The 18,080-nt window shown below is 62.2% G+C and carries 17 protein-coding genes, 1 other RNA gene, 1 pseudogene and 1 riboswitch; of the genes and pseudogenes, 14 read left to right on the top strand and 5 right to left on the bottom strand.

Annotated features, from left to right (window positions below; genetic code table 11):
- Positions 1 to 81 precede the first annotated feature (81 nt).
- The 9 genes from AC1RDS_RS00165 (at position 82) to AC1RDS_RS00125 (ending at position 8,118) form a co-directional block, all read left to right on the top strand.
- Positions 82 to 2,523, top strand: a complete 2,442-nt coding sequence (locus tag AC1RDS_RS00165) for a heavy metal translocating P-type ATPase (RefSeq protein WP_244273644.1) — start codon at positions 82 to 84, stop codon at positions 2,521 to 2,523.
- Entirely contained in the window at positions 2,523 to 2,660 is a 138-nt protein-coding gene (gene ccoS, locus AC1RDS_RS00160; RefSeq protein WP_026435694.1) for a cbb3-type cytochrome oxidase assembly protein CcoS, read from the top strand. The genes AC1RDS_RS00165 and ccoS overlap by 1 nt, the downstream gene beginning before the upstream one ends.
- Before the next feature lie 64 nt (positions 2,661 to 2,724).
- On the top strand, positions 2,725 to 4,164 hold the full coding sequence (gene ccoN, locus AC1RDS_RS00155) for a cytochrome-c oxidase, cbb3-type subunit I (RefSeq protein ID WP_026435693.1): 1,440 nt from the start codon (positions 2,725 to 2,727) through the stop codon (positions 4,162 to 4,164).
- A gap of 18 nt (positions 4,165 to 4,182) precedes the next feature.
- A complete protein-coding gene (gene ccoO / locus AC1RDS_RS00150; protein ID WP_092697758.1) occupies positions 4,183 to 4,815 on the top strand; it encodes a cytochrome-c oxidase, cbb3-type subunit II in 633 nt (210 codons plus the stop codon).
- Between the two features lie 12 nt (positions 4,816 to 4,827).
- Positions 4,828 to 4,965 carry a cbb3-type cytochrome oxidase subunit 3 gene (locus tag AC1RDS_RS00145; RefSeq protein WP_026435691.1) on the top strand — a complete coding sequence of 46 codons (138 nt, stop codon included), beginning with the start codon at positions 4,828 to 4,830 and terminating at the stop codon, positions 4,963 to 4,965.
- 24 nt (positions 4,966 to 4,989) lie between these two features.
- Positions 4,990 to 5,904 (top strand): cytochrome-c oxidase, cbb3-type subunit III, encoded by a 915-nt coding sequence (gene ccoP / locus AC1RDS_RS00140; protein WP_092697759.1) that lies wholly within the window; start codon positions 4,990 to 4,992, stop codon positions 5,902 to 5,904.
- A gap of 70 nt (positions 5,905 to 5,974) precedes the next feature.
- Positions 5,975 to 7,420, top strand: coding sequence for a cytochrome c oxidase accessory protein CcoG (ccoG, locus tag AC1RDS_RS00135; protein WP_092697760.1), 1,446 nt, complete (start codon positions 5,975 to 5,977; stop codon positions 7,418 to 7,420).
- Between the two features lie 74 nt (positions 7,421 to 7,494).
- Positions 7,495 to 7,767 carry a FixH family protein gene (locus AC1RDS_RS00130; RefSeq protein ID WP_092697761.1) on the top strand — a complete coding sequence of 91 codons (273 nt, stop codon included), beginning with the start codon at positions 7,495 to 7,497 and terminating at the stop codon, positions 7,765 to 7,767.
- Positions 7,768 to 7,824: 57 nt separating this feature from the next.
- Positions 7,825 to 8,118, top strand: coding sequence for a hypothetical protein (locus AC1RDS_RS00125; RefSeq protein WP_092697762.1), 294 nt, complete (start codon positions 7,825 to 7,827; stop codon positions 8,116 to 8,118).
- Between the two features lie 22 nt (positions 8,119 to 8,140).
- Here AC1RDS_RS00125 and fnr read toward each other — a convergent pair whose 3' ends face one another.
- Positions 8,141 to 8,863 carry a fumarate/nitrate reduction transcriptional regulator Fnr gene (gene fnr / locus AC1RDS_RS00120; RefSeq protein WP_092697763.1) on the bottom strand — a complete coding sequence of 241 codons (723 nt, stop codon included), beginning with the start codon at positions 8,861 to 8,863 and terminating at the stop codon, positions 8,141 to 8,143.
- Between the two features lie 190 nt (positions 8,864 to 9,053).
- Between fnr and hemN the strand changes: the two genes are divergently transcribed.
- The 4 genes and pseudogenes from hemN to AC1RDS_RS00100 all read left to right on the top strand — a co-directional run bounded on the left by hemN (position 9,054) and on the right by AC1RDS_RS00100 (position 14,022).
- Positions 9,054 to 10,430: an oxygen-independent coproporphyrinogen III oxidase gene (hemN, locus tag AC1RDS_RS00115; RefSeq protein WP_092697764.1), complete on the top strand. Its 1,377-nt coding sequence runs from the start codon at positions 9,054 to 9,056 to the stop codon at positions 10,428 to 10,430.
- Between the two features lie 31 nt (positions 10,431 to 10,461).
- On the top strand, positions 10,462 to 11,190 hold the full coding sequence (locus AC1RDS_RS00110; protein ID WP_092697765.1) for a sulfite exporter TauE/SafE family protein: 729 nt from the start codon (positions 10,462 to 10,464) through the stop codon (positions 11,188 to 11,190).
- Positions 11,191 to 11,437: 247 nt separating this feature from the next.
- A pseudogene (locus AC1RDS_RS00105) lies at positions 11,438 to 11,593 on the top strand (phosphohydrolase); the annotation flags it as partial.
- On the top strand, positions 11,590 to 14,022 hold the full coding sequence (locus AC1RDS_RS00100) for a sensor domain-containing protein (protein WP_303833913.1): 2,433 nt from the start codon (positions 11,590 to 11,592) through the stop codon (positions 14,020 to 14,022). The pseudogene AC1RDS_RS00105 and the gene AC1RDS_RS00100, both read left to right, overlap by 4 nt.
- A 68-nt stretch (positions 14,023 to 14,090) precedes the next feature.
- On the opposite strand, the gene AC1RDS_RS00095 is transcribed toward AC1RDS_RS00100, so the two are convergent.
- From AC1RDS_RS00095 to AC1RDS_RS00080, 4 genes are all read right to left on the bottom strand, one after another.
- Positions 14,091 to 14,906: a sulfite exporter TauE/SafE family protein gene (locus AC1RDS_RS00095; RefSeq protein ID WP_303833943.1), complete on the bottom strand. Its 816-nt coding sequence runs from the start codon at positions 14,904 to 14,906 to the stop codon at positions 14,091 to 14,093.
- Between the two features lie 74 nt (positions 14,907 to 14,980).
- A non-coding RNA gene (ssrS, locus tag AC1RDS_RS00090) (6S RNA) lies at positions 14,981 to 15,160 on the bottom strand.
- Between the two features lie 82 nt (positions 15,161 to 15,242).
- The gene (locus tag AC1RDS_RS00085; protein WP_303833911.1) at positions 15,243 to 15,602 is read right to left on the bottom strand and encodes a cell division protein ZapA; all 360 of its coding nucleotides are present in this window, start codon (positions 15,600 to 15,602) and stop codon (positions 15,243 to 15,245) included.
- Positions 15,599 to 15,820: a DUF904 domain-containing protein gene (locus AC1RDS_RS00080; RefSeq protein WP_303833909.1), complete on the bottom strand. Its 222-nt coding sequence runs from the start codon at positions 15,818 to 15,820 to the stop codon at positions 15,599 to 15,601. The genes AC1RDS_RS00085 and AC1RDS_RS00080 overlap by 4 nt, the downstream gene beginning before the upstream one ends.
- Before the next feature lie 36 nt (positions 15,821 to 15,856).
- A riboswitch (cobalamin riboswitch) is annotated at positions 15,857 to 16,093 on the top strand.
- Positions 16,094 to 16,174: 81 nt separating this feature from the next.
- Here AC1RDS_RS00080 and AC1RDS_RS00075 point away from each other — a divergent pair.
- The gene (locus AC1RDS_RS00075; RefSeq protein WP_492226612.1) at positions 16,175 to 18,073 is read left to right on the top strand and encodes a TonB-dependent receptor domain-containing protein; all 1,899 of its coding nucleotides are present in this window, start codon (positions 16,175 to 16,177) and stop codon (positions 18,071 to 18,073) included.
- The last annotated feature ends 7 nt before the right edge of the window (positions 18,074 to 18,080 follow it).

The raw sequence follows: 18,080 nt of genomic DNA, 5'->3' as shown, positions 1-18,080 counted from the left end.
TGGGAGAGCTTAGAGAGGATCATGTTTTTCGGCTTGATCCACGTCAATGTAAGTGTCATGCTTAGCCGATAGGCTCGCGCCATGTCCACGAACTCCTCTACTTTGCCAGATATGGCGTCCCATGTGCTGCTGGACGACCCGCAGGAGTGGGCGGCCTTCGGGCGGTTGCGTCGGCCTGCGGGCAGCGGGACGCAGGACGCGGTGGCCGGGCAGGCCGTGCATGGGGCGCTCGCCGAGGTTTCGCCCGATGCCGTGTGGGAGTCGAATGTGGTGCTGGAGGGCATGCACTGTGCGGCCTGCGCCCTCACCATCGAAGATGCATTGCGGTCCGTTCCGGGTGTGGAGCAGGTGGATGTGAGTGCCGCCACGCACCGTGCGCGCGTGGTGTGGCGGGCGAGCCGGGTCCTTCCTTCGCAGTGGATGGCCGCGGTGCAGAAGGCGGGCTACCGGGCCTTGCCGGCGATGGATTCCCATGCGCGCGCGCAGCGCCAGCGCGAGAACCGGCGTGCGCTGTGGCGCTGGCTGGTGGCGGGCTTTTGCATGATGCAGGTCATGATGTATGCGTGGCCCGCCTACGTGGCACAGCCGGGGGATCTGACGGGCGAGATGGAGCAGCTGCTGCGCTGGGCCTCGTGGGTGCTGACGCTGCCCGTGGTGTTCTTTGCCTGCGGTCCCTTTTTTACCAGTGCGCTGCGCGACATCCGCCTGCGCCGCGTCAGCATGGACCTGCCGGTGGCCTTGGGCATGGCCATCACTTTCGTGGTGAGCACGGCAGGCACGTTTGACCCCGCAGGAATCTTTGGCCGCGAGGTCTATTTCGACTCGCTGACCATGTTCGTCTTTTTCCTGCTGACCGGCCGATGGCTGGAGCTGCGCCTGCGGGACCGTACGGCCGGCGCGCTCGAAGCCGTCATGAACCGCCTGCCCGACAGCGTGGAGCGGCGCGGCGCCGATGGCGTTTTTGCACGCGTGGTCACGCGCAGGCTGGCCGTGGGGGACACCATTCGCGTGCTGACCGGCGAGGCCTTTCCTGCCGACGGCTGCATCACAAGCGGCAGCACACAGTCCGATGAAGCCTTGCTCACCGGTGAATCCACGCCCGTGGCGCGGCCCTTGGGCAGCCAGGTGACGGCGGGCAGCTACAACCTGCAGGCCCCGGTGGAGGTGCGGGTGGAGGGCGTTGGCGGGCAGACCCGGTTTGCCCAGATTCTGGCCCTGATGGAAAGCGCCTCGCTGCAAAAACCCCGGCTTGCGCAACTGGCAGACCGCATCGCACGGCCCTTCCTGCTGGCGGTTTTGCTGGCGGCGGGTCTGGCGGTGGCCTGGTGGTGGCCGTCAGACCCCGGCCATGCGCTGATGGTGGCCGTGGCGGTGCTCATCGTTACCTGCCCCTGCGCCCTGTCGCTGGCCACGCCGGTGGCCATGCTGACAGCGGCCGGCACGCTGGCCCGCCATGGCGTGCTGGTGCGCAACCTGCAGGGGCTGGAAGCCCTGGCCAGCGTGGACACCCTGGTGTTCGACAAGACCGGCACACTCACCCGGGACGGCATGGCCGTGCAGGCAGTCCGCTGCGCACCGGGCCTGGAGCGTGACGATGTGCTGGCGCTGGCGGCCACGCTGGCGCGGCAATCCATGCATCCGGCATCCCGCGCCATCGTGTCCGCGGCTTCTGGGGCCAGCGCGCGTTGGAACGCGGTGGACCTGCGCGAAGATGCGGGCCTGGGCCTGACGGCCGAAATACACGACGCACGAGGCACCGTGCCACCGCGCATGCTGCGGCTGGGTTCCGCCCGGCATGCAGGCGTGGCTGCGCAGAACGGCGGAGAGGCGCTGCAGGTGGTGCTCTCGGAGCAGGGGAGCGATGGCCAGTTCGCGGAGCTGGCACGTTTCGACATGATCGAAGATGTTCGGTCCGAGGCGGCTGATGTGGTGCGTGCCTTGCAGCAGGCGGGCGTTGCGGTGCAGATTTTGTCGGGCGACCGGCTCGGCGCGGTACAGCGGGTGGCCGCGCAGGCGGGCATCTCCCGGGCAAAGGGCGAATGCAGTCCCCAGGACAAGCTGGCTGCCTTGCAGGATCTGCAGGCACAGGGGCGCCAGGTGGCCATGGTGGGCGATGGCCTCAACGATGGCCCGGTTCTGGCGGGGGCAAACGTGTCGTTTGCCTTTGGCCGCTCGGTGCCGTTGGCCCAGGCGCGCGCTGATTTCGTGGTGCTGGGCGGCAGTTTGTCGCTGGTGCCGCAAACTGTGCTGCTGGCGCGCCGGACCCTGCGTGTGGTGAGGCAAAATCTGGGGTGGGCTGTGGGCTACAACGCGCTGTGTGTTCCCCTGGCGCTGGTTGGCTGGATGCCGGCCTGGCTGGCGGGGCTTGGCATGGCGCTCAGCTCTCTGCTGGTGGTGCTGAATGCCGCCCGTTTGTCGCGCGCCTTGCCCGGTGTGGAGGTGTCGGCGCTGAACCTGCCCGAACAGGCGAAAGCCACCGTCCGCATGACTTCTGCTTCCCCATCTTCTCTGGACCCGGCCTGATGGACATCCTGTATTTGCTGATCCCTTTGTCGGTCATTTTGGTGCTGATGATCCTTGCGGGCCTGTGGTGGGCGATCTACCAGGGCCAGTTCGAGAGCGTGGAGCAAGAGGGTGAGCGCATTTTTCGCAATGATTGACATGCGTCAATGTCGAATAACCCTACTTAAATAAAACTATTCCTGCATTAAAACGAGGTGCCCGATGGATTCTCCAAAAACAATGACTACGCACTACAGCGACACAGTTGTGCGTCAGTTTTCTATCATGGCCGTGGTATGGGGGGTGGTTGGCATGCTGGTAGGCGTATTCATCGCCGCACAGCTGGCGTGGCCAGAACTCAATTTCGGCATTCCCTGGTTGAGTTACGGGCGCCTGCGTCCGCTGCACACCAACGCAGTGATCTTTGCGTTTGGTGGTTGCGGGTTGTTTGCCACCAGCTATTACGTGGTGCAGCGCACCTGCCAGACGCGCCTGTTCGCGCCGGGCTTGGCGGCATTCACGTTCTGGGCCTGGCAACTGGTCATCGTGGCGGCGGCGATCAGCCTGCCACTGGGCTACACCCAGGGTAAGGAATATGCCGAGCTGGAATGGCCGATTGACATCCTGATTGCGGTGACCTGGGTGTCCTATGCCATCGTGTTCTTTGGCACGGTCGGCACGCGCAAGGTCAAGCACATCTATGTGGCTAACTGGTTCTTCGGTGCCTTCATCCTGGCCGTGGCCTTGCTGCACATCGTCAACAGCGCGGCCATTCCCGCTGGCTTCATGAAGAGCTACTCGGCCTACGCGGGCGTGCAGGATGCCATGGTGCAATGGTGGTACGGCCACAATGCCGTGGGCTTTTTCCTGACCACGGGTTTCCTGGGCATGATGTATTACTTCATTCCCAAGCAGGCGGGCCGTCCGGTGTACAGCTACCGCCTGTCCATCGTGCACTTCTGGGCGCTGATCTTCACCTACATGTGGGCCGGCCCTCACCATCTGCACTACACCGCGCTGCCCGACTGGACGCAGTCGGTGGGCATGGTGTTCTCGCTGATTCTGCTGGCTCCCAGCTGGGGCGGCATGATCAACGGCATCATGACCCTGTCGGGTGCCTGGCACAAGCTGCGTGACGACCCCATCCTGCGTTTCCTGATCGTGTCGCTGTCGTTCTACGGCATGTCCACGTTCGAAGGCCCGATGATGTCCATCAAGACCGTCAATGCCCTGAGCCACTACACCGACTGGACCGTTGGCCATGTGCACTCCGGCGCGCTGGGCTGGGTGGGCCTGATCACCATGGGCTCGCTCTACTACATGGTTCCCCGCCTGTTCGGCCGGGAAAAGATGCATTCGATCAAGGCAATCGAGCTGCACTTCTGGATGGCCACCATCGGCATCGTGCTGTACATCGCTGCCATGTGGATTGCCGGCGTGATGCAGGGCCTGATGTGGCGCGCCATCAACCCGGACGGCACCCTGACCTACACCTTCGTTGAAAGCGTGAAGGCGACCTATCCGTTCTATGTCATCCGCGTCGCCGGTGGCCTGCTGTACCTGGGCGGCATGATCGTCATGGCCTGGAATGTGTGGGCGACTGCCATTTCTGGTCGTTCTGTCAAGGTGGCCATTCCCGCCGTGAACGCTGCGCACGCCTGAGCCCGAAGGAGCCCATTCATGTCTGATAACAACCAAAATGCTTCTGGCGGCTTCTCCCACGAGAAGGTGGAAACCAGCAATTTCCTGATGATCGTGCTGATCCTGCTGGTGATCGCGATTGGTGGCCTGGTGGAAATCGTTCCCCTGTTCTTCCAGAAATCCACCACCGAGGCGGTGACCGGCGTGCAACCCTATTCGGCGCTGCAACTGATGGGGCGCGATGTATACATCCGCGAGGGCTGCTACAACTGCCACTCGCAGATGATCCGTCCGTTTCGCGCCGAAACCCTGCGTTATGGCCACTACTCCGTGGCCGGTGAGTTCGTGTATGACCATCCATTCCAGTGGGGCAGCAAGCGCACGGGCCCCGATCTGCATCGCGTGGGTGGCAAGTACAGCGACGAATGGCATCGCATTCACCTGAACAATCCGCGTGACGTGGTGCCCGAGTCCAACATGCCTGCGTATCCATGGCTGGAGAAAAATGCCATTGATCCAGCCGACGTGGCGCCGCGCATGAAGGCCTTGCGGACCGTGGGCGTGCCTTACTCCGACGAGCAGATCGCTGCGTCTGCCGCCGAGGTGAAGGGCAAGACCGAAATCGATGCCTTGGTGGCTTATCTGCAAGTCATGGGCCGCGCGCTCAAGTAAAGGAGATTCGCCATGGACATCACGACCATGCGCATCGTCGCCACATTGGCATCGATGGCCTGTTTTATTGGCATCTGGGTCTGGGCCTACAGGGGCCGCAACAAGTCCCGGTTTGATGAGGCAGCCCGGCTGCCCTTCGAGCAAGATTGACCTTCACCAGAACGAGAACACCCCATGAGTGACTTCACCAGCAATTTCTGGTCGGTCTTTGTGACCACGCTGACCTTGGTCGGCATCATCGCCTGCGGCATTCTGCTTTGGATGGCGGGCCGCAAGAAGGTTATGGCCACGGCCGAGAACACCACTGGCCACGTCTGGGACGAGGACCTGGTCGAAATGAACAACCCCCTGCCGCGCTGGTGGGTGTGGCTGTTCGTCATCACCATCATCTTCGGCCTGGGCTATCTGGCTGCCTATCCCGGTCTTGGCACCTTTACGGGCAAGCTGAACTGGACGCAAAAGGGTGAATACGAGGCTGAAATGGCCAAGGCCAAGACGGAAATCGAGCCGCTGTATGCGCGTTTTGCCTCCATGAAGCCTGAAGATGTGGCCGTGGATCCGCAGGCCCATGCCATCGGCGAGCGCTTGTTCATGAACAACTGCGCCCAGTGCCATGGTTCCGATGCCCGCGGCAGCAAGGGATTCCCCAACCTGGCAGATGCTGACTGGCTGCATGGCGGCACCCCCGAAAAGATCCGCGAAACGCTGGAGAAGGGGCGCATCGGCAATATGCCTCCCATGGCTGCCGCAGTGGGTTCACCGGAAGACGTGCGCAATCTGTCGCACTATGTGCTGAGCCTGTCGGGCAGCCCGCATGATTCGTTGCGGGCGTCGCTGGGCAAGACCAAGTTCGTGGCGTGCGCTGCCTGCCACGGCAACGATGGCAAGGGTAACCAGGCTTTGGGCGCCCCCAACCTCACGGACGACATCTGGTTGCATGGATGGGGCGAAGCGGCCATCACTGCCATGATCAACAATGGCAAGGTGAACCAGATGCCCGCGCAGGCTGACAAGCTGACCGAGGCGCAAATCGGGGTGCTGGCATCGTATGTGTGGGGCTTGTCCAACAAGCCTGCCGCAGCCCGATGAACTCGGGGTGGCTCCAGTTCCGACTGGGGCTGCTTTGAAGTGCTAGTTATCCGCTTCCATAGTCCGCACCATGAAATCATCCGACAAGACGCCGCGCAAGGTCATTCCCATCGCGGCGGCCACATCTGAGCCGTCGGCGGAGGGTGAACTTGTCTCCCTTTACGAGGCCCAGAAAAAAATTTACCCACGATCAATCAGTGGGTTCTTTGCGCGTTGGCGTTGGGTCATGGTGTTTCTCACGCAGCTCGTTTTCTATGGGTTGCCCTGGCTGGAGTGGGGCCAGCGCCAAATGGTGCTGTTTGACCTTGGTGCCCGTCGGTTCTATATTTTTGGGTTGGTCCTGTACCCACAGGATTTCATCTATCTCACGGGCTTGCTGATTATTTCAGCGCTCTCGCTGTTTCTGTTCACTGCGGTTGCGGGTCGTCTGTGGTGTGGCTTTGCCTGTCCACAGACGGTCTATACCGAGATATTCATGTGGATAGAGCACAAGATCGAAGGTGATCGCAGTGCACGTCTGCGCTTGGATGCCGGTCCCTGGACCTTTGAGAAGATTCGCAAGAAATTCTTGAAGCAGACGGTCTGGGTTGCTGTTTCCCTCTGGACGGGTTTCACTTTTGTCGGGTATTTCGTGCCGATTCGGGAACTGGGTCCCGAGTTGTTGGCGTTTGCTGGCACCTGGCAGATTTTCTGGGTGTTTTTCTACAGCTTGGCCACTTATGGCAACGCCGGCTTCCTTCGGGAGCAGGTTTGCAAATACATGTGCCCCTATGCGCGTTTTCAGAGCGCGATGTTCGATCGGGATACCCTCATCGTGACCTATGACGAAACCCGCGGCGAGCCGCGCGGGCCCAGGGTCAAGACGGTGGACTACAAGGCCAAGGGTCTGGGCGAATGCATCGACTGCACCTTGTGTGTGCAGGTGTGTCCCGTGGGCATCGACATCCGCAAGGGTTTGCAATATGAATGCATTGGCTGTGGTCTTTGCGTGGATGCCTGCAATACCGTGATGGACAAGATGCATTACCCCAGAGGCTTGATACGGTATTCAACCCAGAATGGTGTCCAGCGTCGCTGGAGCCAGTCGCAAATCCTGCGACATGTCCTGCGCCCTCGCGTGCTCATTTACACCGCGGTTCTGGTGGCTTTGTGTGTGGGCATGCTGGCCAGCCTGACCACGCGCACACCCCTGAAGGTGGACATCGTGCGTGACCGGGCCGCCTTGTCCCGCATTGTTGCGGGGGGCAAGCTTGAAAATGTCTATCGACTGCAAATCATGAATGCCACAGAGGCTGCGCAGCGCTACCGCATTACTGCGAGCGGGCTGGATGGCTTGGAAGTGGCTTCGGAGCAGGAGGTGGACATTGGTGCTGCAGAATCCCGTTGGGTAGCGGTGCGGTTGCAGATCCCGTATGGATCTGCGGCCCCTGGTTCCCATGCGATTCATTTCGATATATCTGCACTGGAAAGCGGCGGCAAAGTGACAGAGAAATCCATATTCCTGGTGCCACGCTGAGTCAATTGAGTGAAGGTCGCGCTGTGCGCTGCAGGGCGTCTTGTGGTCTATATGCTGATACCTGAGGAGTTTCCATGCCAAACAGCCCCGTTATTACTCCCGGACCCCAGCCATGGTGGAAGTTTGGGCATGTCTGGCTGGTGATTGCCGGACCGGTCATTGTGGTGATTGCCGGCTTCATTACGTTGTGGCTTGCCGTGAGTCGGCCGGACCCCGTCGTCGAGGAGGACTATTACCGCAAAGGGATTGAGATCAACCAGACGCTGGCACAGCCAGAGAAAAGCTTGGCCCCCGCGCTCAAGGGCCGCAACCATGCGGCGACACCTGCCGTGGATCAGCCTCGCTGAACCAGAGTTCCAGCTGGTCGCATACACACGCCCTCCGCAACCCCGAGGAAACACACGATGTGGACACAACGCCTGATGTGGATTGCATGGCCCGCTTTTCTGGTGGCCGGGATCCTGGAAATGCTGGTTTTCGCCATGGTGGATCCACAGGATCTTCATTGGTTTGGTCAGCCATTGACTCTGTCCCGCCAGGGGGTCTATACCCTTGCGTTCTTTGCGTTCTGGATCATTACCATGGTTGCCAGCGCGTTGACAACGCTGCTCTCCATGTCACCCTTTGAACTCAACCGCTGCCCCGTGCCTCCGGATGCTCGACCGGGCGATTGCCACAAGGCATCGTCGTGCCCGTGACGGTTGCATGCCTGAACAGCGATCAGTGACAAGCCTGCTGGTTGTTGACAATGCGCTTGAGTGCATCGGTGTCCAGAATGCGGACATGGCGCTGTTTGACTTCCACCGTGCCATCTTCCACAAACTTCGAGAACGTGCGGCTGACTGTCTCCAGCTTGAGCCCCAGGTAACTGCCGATTTCTTCCCGTGTCATTCGCAATACCAGTTCGGACTGCGAGAACCCACGGGCATGCAGGCGTTGCACCAGGTTGAGCAGGAACGCAGCCAGGCGCTCTTCTGCACGCATGCTGCCCAGCAAAAGCATCACGCCGTGTTCACGAACGATTTCCCGGCTCATGATCTTGTGAACGTGGTGTTGCAGCGCCGTGACTTCGCGCGATAGTTCTTCGATGCGATCAAAGGGCATGACACACACTTCGGCATCTTCGAGGGCGACTGCGTCACAGGTGTGATGATCGTTGACGATGCCATCGAGTCCAATGATTTCACCCGCCATCTGAAAGCCTGTGACCTGGTCGCGCCCATCTTCGGTAGCGACGCAGGTCTTGAAAAACCCGGTGCGAATGGCATAGAGAGAGGTGAACGACTCCCCATTGCGAAAGAGCGTACCTCCTCGCTTGATTTTTCGCCGCACTGCCACGATATCGTCAATGCGTTGCAACTGCTGCTCGTTCAGGCCTACGGGCATGCACAGTTCTCGCAGGTTACAGTTGGAGCAGGCGACTTTGATGGTTTGCGGGTTCATGGGCACTGGGACCTGGACAGGTCTGGGTAATTGGCTTGTATCTGCTGGGACTCCATTGTCCCGCGGTGCACGCGTGGCGGCTGAATTGAATCAAATTGTCCCTCCTGTGCCCATTCGCCTTCTTGATTAAGGTCAAGGACGTGGATCAAAGGGTACGGCACAGTATCGATGCACGCAAGGATATTTTCCCATGACCGCTGTTACCCCAGAACTTCTGCGCCGTTTTGACATACCAGGACCGCGCTATACCTCCTACCCCACGGCTGACCGGTTTGTGGAGGCTTTTGGGCAAGAGGACTATGTGTTGGCGCTGTCACAGCGCCGGCTTGGCGCTACGGCACTGCCGCTGTCGCTGTATGTCCACATTCCGTTTTGCGAATCGTTGTGCTACTACTGTGCCTGCAACAAGATCATCACCAAGCACCATGACCGTGCCGACGTGTATTTGCGCTACCTCAGCCGCGAGATTGATCTGCACACGGCCCACTGCGGCACCGGACAGGTGGTCAGCCAGTTGCACCTCGGGGGTGGCACGCCGACCTTTCTTTCGGATGACGGACTGCGCCAGCTCATGGCAACGCTGCGGCGCAGTTTCACCTTTGCGCCGGGTGGTGAGTATTCCATCGAGGTGGATCCTCGCACGGTCACTTCGGATCGGCTGGCGGTGCTGGCGGAACTGGGCTTCAATCGATTGAGCTTCGGGGTGCAGGATTTTGATGCCGAGGTTCAGAAGGCAGTGCACCGCATTCAGCCCGCAGAGCAGGTGTTTGCGCTGGTGGAAGCGTCTCGTGCGCTGGGCTTTGAGTCGGTCAATGTGGATTTGATTTACGGGCTGCCGCGCCAGACCCCCGAGTCGTTTGATCGCACGCTGGCACAGGTGGCCCAATTGCGCCCCGACCGAATCGCTTTGTATGCCTACGCCCATTTGCCTGATCGTTTCAAGCCGCAGCGGCGCATCATCTCGACAGAACTGCCTGCCGCATCCGCCAAGGTGACCATGCTTTCGCGTTCGCTGGACGCCTTCATTGATGCAGGTTACGTCTATGTAGGCATGGACCACTTTGCCTTGCCTACGGATGCGTTGGCTGTTGCCAAGCGGCAGGGGCGCCTGCACCGCAATTTTCAGGGCTACAGCACCCAGCCCGACTGCGATCTCATCGGCCTGGGCGTATCCGCGATCGGCCGGGTGGGCGCGACCTACAGCCAGAACGCCAAATCGCTGGAGGAGTACTACGACCATCTGGATCAGGGGCGGTTGCCCGTGGTGCGAGGGTTGGCGCTGAATCGCGATGACCTGGTGCGCAGGGCCGTCATCATGGCGCTGATGTGCCAGGGCGAGGTCTTGTTTGAGCCCATGGATCAAGCTTGGCTCATTGATTTTCGGAAGTATTTCGCGCCGGAACTGGAGCAGTTGGAGTCCATGGCCGAGCAGGGGCTCGTTGCATTGAGTGCCGAGGGCGTCAAGGTAACGCCCATGGGCTGGTTCTTTGTGCGCGGCATCGCCATGGTGTTTGACCGCTATTTGCAGGCTGACCGCAATCGGGCCCGGTTTTCGCGCATCATCTGATACCCATCATTCGAGCTGTGCCCCGGTCTTCATGCTTGCACCCCTTGCCGTAACGGCTTTGCTCATGGGGCTCGCTGGCGGGCCCCATTGCTTGGCCATGTGCTCCGCGCCTTGCAGTGCGATCATCGGCCAGGAGGCGGCGTGCTCGCAAGCGGGCAGCCCCGTCTCTCAGCCGGTTCAGTGGTTTCCCAAAGGTGGAACCTCTCGCCGGCTGTTCGCATTTCACTTCGGGCGCCTGGCGGGCTATGCCGGGGCGGGCGCCCTGGCCGCGCTGGCCATGGACAGCCTGGCATGGGTGACCCAGCAAACCATGGCCTTGAGTCCGGTATGGACCCTGATGCACGTGGCGGTCATGGCCTGGGGTTTGATGATGATGGTGCAGGCGCGACAGCCTGCTTGGGTAGAGCAGGCCGGGCGCACGGCCTGGCGCCGCGTGCAACCCCTTGTCCGCGCGCCGGGTGGGCTGCTGGTGGCGGGCGGGCTTTGGGCTCTCATGCCATGCGGATTGCTTTATTCGGCCCTGCTGGTGGCTGCGCTCAGCGGTAGCATGTTGCAGGGCGCTGTGACCATGGTGTTTTTTGGAGTGGGGAGTGGACTGTGGCTGGTGGCCGGACCCTGGCTGTGGGGGCGGCTGCGTTCACGCATCAACGCGGTGCGAGCCAGTTGGGGAACCCGGCTGGCGGGTGCGCTGCTGGTCGGGGTGGCGGGGTGGGCATTGTGGATGGATCTGGTTTACAAACCCTCTCTGTGGTGCAGATAACTTCAGCGGGAAGTGCCTTGGGTCACTCGGGCGGGTGGCGTCACGCCAGAATTTCATCGTTGGGATTGCGGGGCGCAATGGTCTGGACGGCGGCGATAATCCTTGTCACCAAGGGTGGTGCGCATGTCGCCATGTTTCTCCATGCATGCCGTGAAACTCCGTGAATTCTTCCCTCCTTATTGATACCGGTCAGCTTCGCATCGGCATGTATGTCCAGCCCGGCGTGGGCTGGATGCATCACGCATTCAACGACCGTTACGGCATCGTCGTGTCCGTCAATTCGACCAGACCGCTGAGGCCCGAGGTGTCGCGCGATGCGCTCGACTATCTGTCTCCGCGCCAGCGGATCTGCTATTTCTTTGAGCGCGCTGTAGATCCTGGTCCTGACGAGGTGCACGCATGAACCCGCTACCACCGCAGTCTTGGCTGGATGGCCTGCAGGAAGCGGTGTGGCTCGTGGATGGCGGCAGCTTGAGCATCGTCCAATCGAACAAGGCGGCAGAGCGACTGGTGGGCATGTCCGGGGAGGACATGGTCGGCAAGGCGGTGACAAGCCTGGCGGCAACACCCCAGGACTGTGCATTCTGGTCCGAGCCATTGGCCACTCTTGCGAAAGGCATTCACTCCCACACCAGCGTATGGCGGGCCGATGGTGTGCTGGTTCCGGTCGATCGGCGTGTGACCTGTGTACAGCACGACGGCGCTCCAGCGGTTTTGATGCTGACGATGCTGGACCGCAGTGCCCAGGAGGCTGCCCAGCAGGAACTGGAGACCCTGCTGTCGGAATTGCGTTCCACCCTGGATTCCGCAGCCGATGGCATGCTGGTGTGTGGGCTTGACGGAGGCGTGCGCGCCTTCAACCAGCGGCTGGCGCACATCTGGAGCATCCCCCGCGAACTGCTGTTGCAGCGCAATGACACGGCGGTGCATGAGCACCTGGCCTCCCGGGTGGTGGATCGCAAGCACTACCAGGAACGTCTGAGTGCCATTGAGCGCGATCCGCTGCTGGAGAGCACCGACATCTTTCAGTTGTACGGCGGCATGACGGTGGAGCGTCGCGTTGTTCCGCAGCTTCACCAGGGCCACCCCGTGGGGCGCGTGTATTCCTTTCGGGATATCACCCGGCAGGCCGAAGCGCAGGCCAGCTTGCGCCTGGCGGCGCGGGTTTTCGATGCCAGCCTGGATGCCATTTTCATTGCAGACAGCAGGCACCATCTGATGCGCATGAACCCGGGTTGCGAGCGACTGCTGGGCCCTTGCGCAGCCGCTTTGGAGGGTTGCATGGCAGCGTCCCTGTTCGGCAGTGGTTCGGATGCCTCCTTCATGGAGCAGGTGCAGGCGGGTTGGGAAAGCGATGGTTTCTGGGAGGGTGAGCTCTGGCTGCCCCGTGACAATGGTGCTTACTGTGCCGTGCATCTGTCGTGGGTTGCCTTGCGCGATGACGATGGCCGGCTGATGCAGAGCATTGGTTTCATGCGAGACCTGACGCAGCAGCACGCGGCCAAAAAACGCATCGAGGAACTGGCGTACAGCGATGTCCTGACCGGTTTGCCCAATCGGCTGCTTCTTTCGCAGAGGGTGGAAACCGCTATCCAGGGCGCTCGCGCCAGCGATACGGGCTTTGCCATCCTTTTCCTGGACCTGGACCGGTTCAAGATCATCAATGACTCGCTCGGCCATCACTTCGGTGATCGCGTATTGCAACTGGTCGCCGAGCGTCTGCAGGCTTGCCTGCGGCAGACGGACATGCTGTGCCGGCTTGGTGGCGATGAGTTCGTGATTTACCTGCATGGCGCCGACGCTGTCGTGGCCGAAAGCGTGGTGCGCCGGATGCTGGAGGGCATGCTGAGCCCCTTCTTGCTGGATGGCATGGGCTTTTCCATCCAGTGCAGCATTGGCATGGCGCTGTATCCGCAGGACGGCACCACCCTGGACGAACTCATCAAGCAGGCCGATACGGCCATGTACCGCGTCAAGGAGCGGGGGCGTGGCAGCTATGGCTTCTACCAACCGCAGATGAACGCCAACCTGCTGTCGCGCATGAAGCTGGAGCACGCCATGCGCCAGGCGCTGGGCGAGCAGCGGATGGCCGTGCACTATCAGCCCCAGGTGAACCTCGCTACCGGCCGGATCGTCGGCGCGGAAGCACTCATCCGATGGACCGACCCCGAGTTTGGCGTGGTATCTCCCGCGCAGTTCGTGCCGTTGGCGGAGGAGTCGGGCTATATCGTGACGCTGGGGGCGTGGGTCATGGAGCAGGCCGTGCGGGAGGCGGCGCAGTGGATGCACGAGGGCATGCCCATTGTGGTGTCCGTCAATGTGTCTGCGCTGGAGTTTCGCCAGGCCGGTTTCGTCGAGCGCCTGACGCGCCTGCTGGCTGTGTACCAGTTGCCGCCGACCTTGCTGGAGCTGGAACTGACCGAAACCATCCTGCTGCAGGACGCGCAGGAAATGGAACTGCGATTGTTCTCACTGGCCGCGCTGGGTGTGGTCCTGGCCATTGACGATTTCGGCACGGGCTACTCCAGCCTGGCCTATCTGAAGAAGCTGCCCATCGACAAGCTCAAGATCGACCAATCCTTCGTGCGGGGACTGCCGGAGGATGACGGCGACCGCGCCATTGTCAGCGCCATCGTCAGCATGGGGCATGCGCTGCATATCGAAGTGGTGGCCGAGGGCGTGGAAACCGTTGGACAGCGTGCCATGCTGCAGCAGCTGCAGTGCGGGCACTTTCAGGGATTCCTGTGCTCACCGGGCTTGCCAGGCGCCGAGTTCCGTCAATTGCTGTTCAACTCCAGCCACGGGCTGGCGCAGTTTGCACCGGTCGAATAATCGGGGTTCACCGGTGGTGCCAGCGGTGGGTGGCTCGCTGACCTTGTTGGTATCGGAGGGGCGTCGTCTCAGAAAGCCGCCACACCCTTCCAGAGCATGTAGGCCGCCAGCATCAGCAGCAGGCTGGCAAAAACACGTTTGAGTTGTTGCACCGGCAGCTGGTGCGCCGCCCGCGCACCCAAGGGTGCGGTCAGCACACTGCAGGTGGCAATGACGGCCAGTGCAGGCAACCAGATGTAGCCCAGCGAGCCCGATGGCAGGCCTGCCACAGACTGACCGCCCACCGCATACCCCACCACATTCGCCAGGGCAATGGGAAAACCCAGCGCGGCGCTGGTGGCAACGGCGTTGTGAATGGCCACGTTGCACCATGTCATGAACGGCACGCTGACAAAACCACCGCCCGCGCCCACCAGGCCAGACAGAAAACCAATCACCCCCCCGGCCGCCAGTTGTCCGCCGGTTCCCGGCATCTGCCGGGACGGCGCAGGCTTCTTGTTCCGAAACATCTGAAAGGCCGAGAAGCTCACGAAAAGCCCAAAGAAGATCGCAAGAAACGCCCCCTTGAGCAACGCAAAAACGCCCAGGCTCGCCACCAGCCCGCCGATCACGATGCCTGGTGCCAGCCTTCGCACGATGTCCCAGCGCACGGCACCTCGCTTGTGGTGTGCGCGAACGCTGGAAACGGAGGTGAACATGATGGTGGCCATGGAGGTGGCAATGGCCATCTTGACCGCCAGGTCGGGGGTCACTTGCTGGTGACCCAGGATGTAGGTCATGAAAGGCACCAGCAGCATGCCGCCGCCAATGCCGAGCAGGCCTGCCAGAAAGCCGGTGCCCAGACCGAGGATTGCGAGTTCAACAACCAGAAGGGGTTCGAGCATCATGCCAAGAAGTCCGGGGGTACTGAATGTGCCGCATCTGCGCAGGGGGTGCCTGCGCCGACGGGAGAGCAAAGAGGGTGTCTGCAAGTGCCACCGGACCGGCATCCTGAACCGGGGGTTCAGGTGGGCGAGGGCAGCCAGGCGTTGGGTTCATCTGACGCGAGATGATCACGCTCACCGGGCGATGTACCAAGCCCGTGCTCAGTGAGCATTGGTTCAAGGAAATATAAAGCCCGGCAGCACCGCAGACGCCTCTATTGTAGGCGTTGACCGCTCGGACTGCAGGTACTGCCCGATGCCAAGGTGGCAACAGAGGGCGCGCTGCACGCCCGTTCCTCAGAGCAGGCGCCCGTCTTCGCCCAGGGCGCCATCCAGGCGCTGCACGAGTGCCTGCAGCCGCAGGGCATCCGCGCTTGCGTTGAAGGGCTGGCTGGCGGGTTCGCTGGGGTGGGGCAGGGCGGCTGGATGAATGTGCGCAGCCGCCAGGTCGGCAGCTTCCCGGTCGGCGATATCAAATGCCAGGTTCAGCGCCGCCAGCACGGCAATGCGTTCGCGTGCCCGCACCTTGCCGGCATCGCGGATGCGCGTCATGGCGGTGTCCACGCGCTCCACCGCTTCCAGCAATCGCGACTCGTGCCCCTCGGGGCAGGACAGCAGATAACTTTGCTGCAGTATCTGCACCTCGATTTGCTTCATTCGGCGTCCTTGGGAGGGGGGGATGGGGGCAGGCGTTCGAGCAATGCATCCACCCGGGCGCGGGCGGCGCTCAGGCGCGATTTGAGGGAGTCGCGCTCCTGCGTGAGGACCGACACTTGGCTTGCCAGCAGGGCATTGGTGCGTTGAAGTTCCGCGTGGCGCAAGAGCAGGCGTTCAACGCGGTCGGCGATCTGGTCGATGGTGGAGGGAGCTTCCATACAGCCCGCAATTGTAGAGGGGTGCACCTGGAATGCCCTTAAAATCACGCCGTTGGTGCTCGCGGTGTGGTTCACATACCGCAGTTCAACGGGAAGCAGGGAGGTTGCACCAGCCATGGTGTGCCCAGCCTGCGCTGCCCCCGCAACGGTCAGCGGACGAATCACTTGATTCCCTCTCCATTCACAAGCCACTGGGCGCCTTGAACAAGCACCTGGGAAGGCATTGGAGGGCGTTCCGCCAGCCCGGATACCGGCCAACACGGTGGTTTCGCGCGCCTTTGGAGGCGTGCAAGGCCTTGTCTCCCACATGCTGGCGGGGAAGCCGGCTCGGGTAGTTTGTTGACGATGATTCCTATGAAAATCCGTACCCCTCGTGCGCGCCGTGTTGCGCCGCTGTGCCTGCGCCCCTGTGTGCTGGCGATCCTGTCTTGCGTGTCCGCCCATGCGGTGCAGGCGCAGCCGCTCGCAGCGCCCGTGCTGCTGGCGCAAAACGCACGCATGCCTTCGCTGCAAGACACGGTGGTGACCGCCACGCGCACCGAGCAGCCCCTGGCCGATCTGGTGGCCGACGTGTCGATCGTGGACCGTGAAACCATTGAAGCCAGCGGTGCCACGGGCCTGGCCGACGTGCTGGCGCGCCTGCCGGGCATCGAGATTTCGCGCAATGGCGGCGTGGGCAATGCCAGCAACGTTTTTCTGCGGGGAGCCGAATCGCGCTTCACGGCGGTCTATATCGACGGCGTGCGCATTGATTCGCAATCCACGGGTGGTGCGCAGTGGGAACAGATTCCGCTGTCGCAGATCGACCGCATCGAAGTGCTGCGCGGCCCTGCCGCTGCGGTGTATGGTTCCGACGCCATTGGCGGCGTGATCCAGCTTTTCACCCGCCGGGGCGAAGGACCCGCCAGGCCCTACGTGGGCGTGGGCGTGGGCAGCCAGGGCACCCGCAAGATCGAGGCCGGTGTGAGCGGCGCGGCCGGACAAGAGGGGGCGTTCGATTACTCGCTGGGCATTGCGCGCGAAATCAGTGATGGCTTTGACGCCAAGGTCAGCGGTTCCCACAACCCCGACCGCGACAACTACCGCAGCACCTCGGGCAACGCCCGGCTGGGTTTTCGCATCGACGCGCGGCACCGCCTGGACGCCACGCTGCTGGCCAGCCGCCTGAACTCGGGTTATGACAATGTGTCCTACAAAGCGGCCCGGCCCGTCGATGACCGCAACCTGAGCCGCTTGCGCACGGCAGGCCTCACCTGGGCGGCGCAATGGTCGGATGCCTACAGCATGCGCGTGTCGGTCACCGATTCGGCCAGCCGCTACGAAACCACGCCATCGCCTTACCTCACCGAGACAAAGCTGCGCGGCTATCTCTGGCAGAACGATTTCCGCTGGGGAGCCCATCGCTTCAGCGCCGCCCTGGAGCGCCGTGAGGACGCGTTGCAGAACGCTCCCATCGACAGCAGCCGGTCGCAGGATGCGCTGGCGCTGGGCTATGGCTACAACGCCGGTCGCCATACCCTGCAGCTCAATGTTCGCCATGACTCCGACAGCGAGTTCGGCGGCAAGGACACCGGCAGTGCGTCCTACGGCTATGCCTTCGCTCCGCACTGGCGCGCCACGGCATCCGTGGGCACGGCTTTCCGGGTGCCCACCTTGTACCACCGCTTCAGCGAATACGGCGTGGCCACGCTGCAGCCTGAAAGCAGCCGCAACGCCGAGCTGGGCCTGCGCTATGCGCAAGACCGCAGCAGCTTCTCGGTGGTGGCTTACCGCAACCGGGTCTCCAACCTGATCTCGTTTGTCGGTGCAGGCACTTGTGCATCGGCTTTCGGTTGCTATGCCAACACCGCCCGCGCGCAGTACGAGGGAGTGACGTTTGCCGGGTCGTACCAGCTGTCGGGTGTGCAACTGCATGGCTCGCTCGACCTGCAGAATCCACGCGACCTGGGCAGCGGCAAGCAGCTGGCCCGCCGCGCCAAGCGCCATGCCACCGTGGGCGCCGATACGCGCATCGCCGACTGGACGCTGGGCGCCGAGGTGCAAGCCTCCGGGCCGCGTTTTGACACCGTGGCCAACACCCAGGTGCTGGGCGGCTACGCCCTGGTCAACCTCTACGCCAGCACCCGCATCGCCCGCGACTACACCCTGCTGGCCCGCGTCGACAACCTGGCCGACAAGGACTACCAGTTGGCCCGCACCTACGCCACGCCCGGCCGCACGCTGTATGTCGGCGTGAAGTGGGCGCCTCAGTAAGTGCAGG

It is taken from the genome of Acidovorax sp. GW823-FHT02H02 (assembly GCF_058797075.1).
This window is presented reverse-complemented; position numbering and strand designations above follow the sequence as displayed.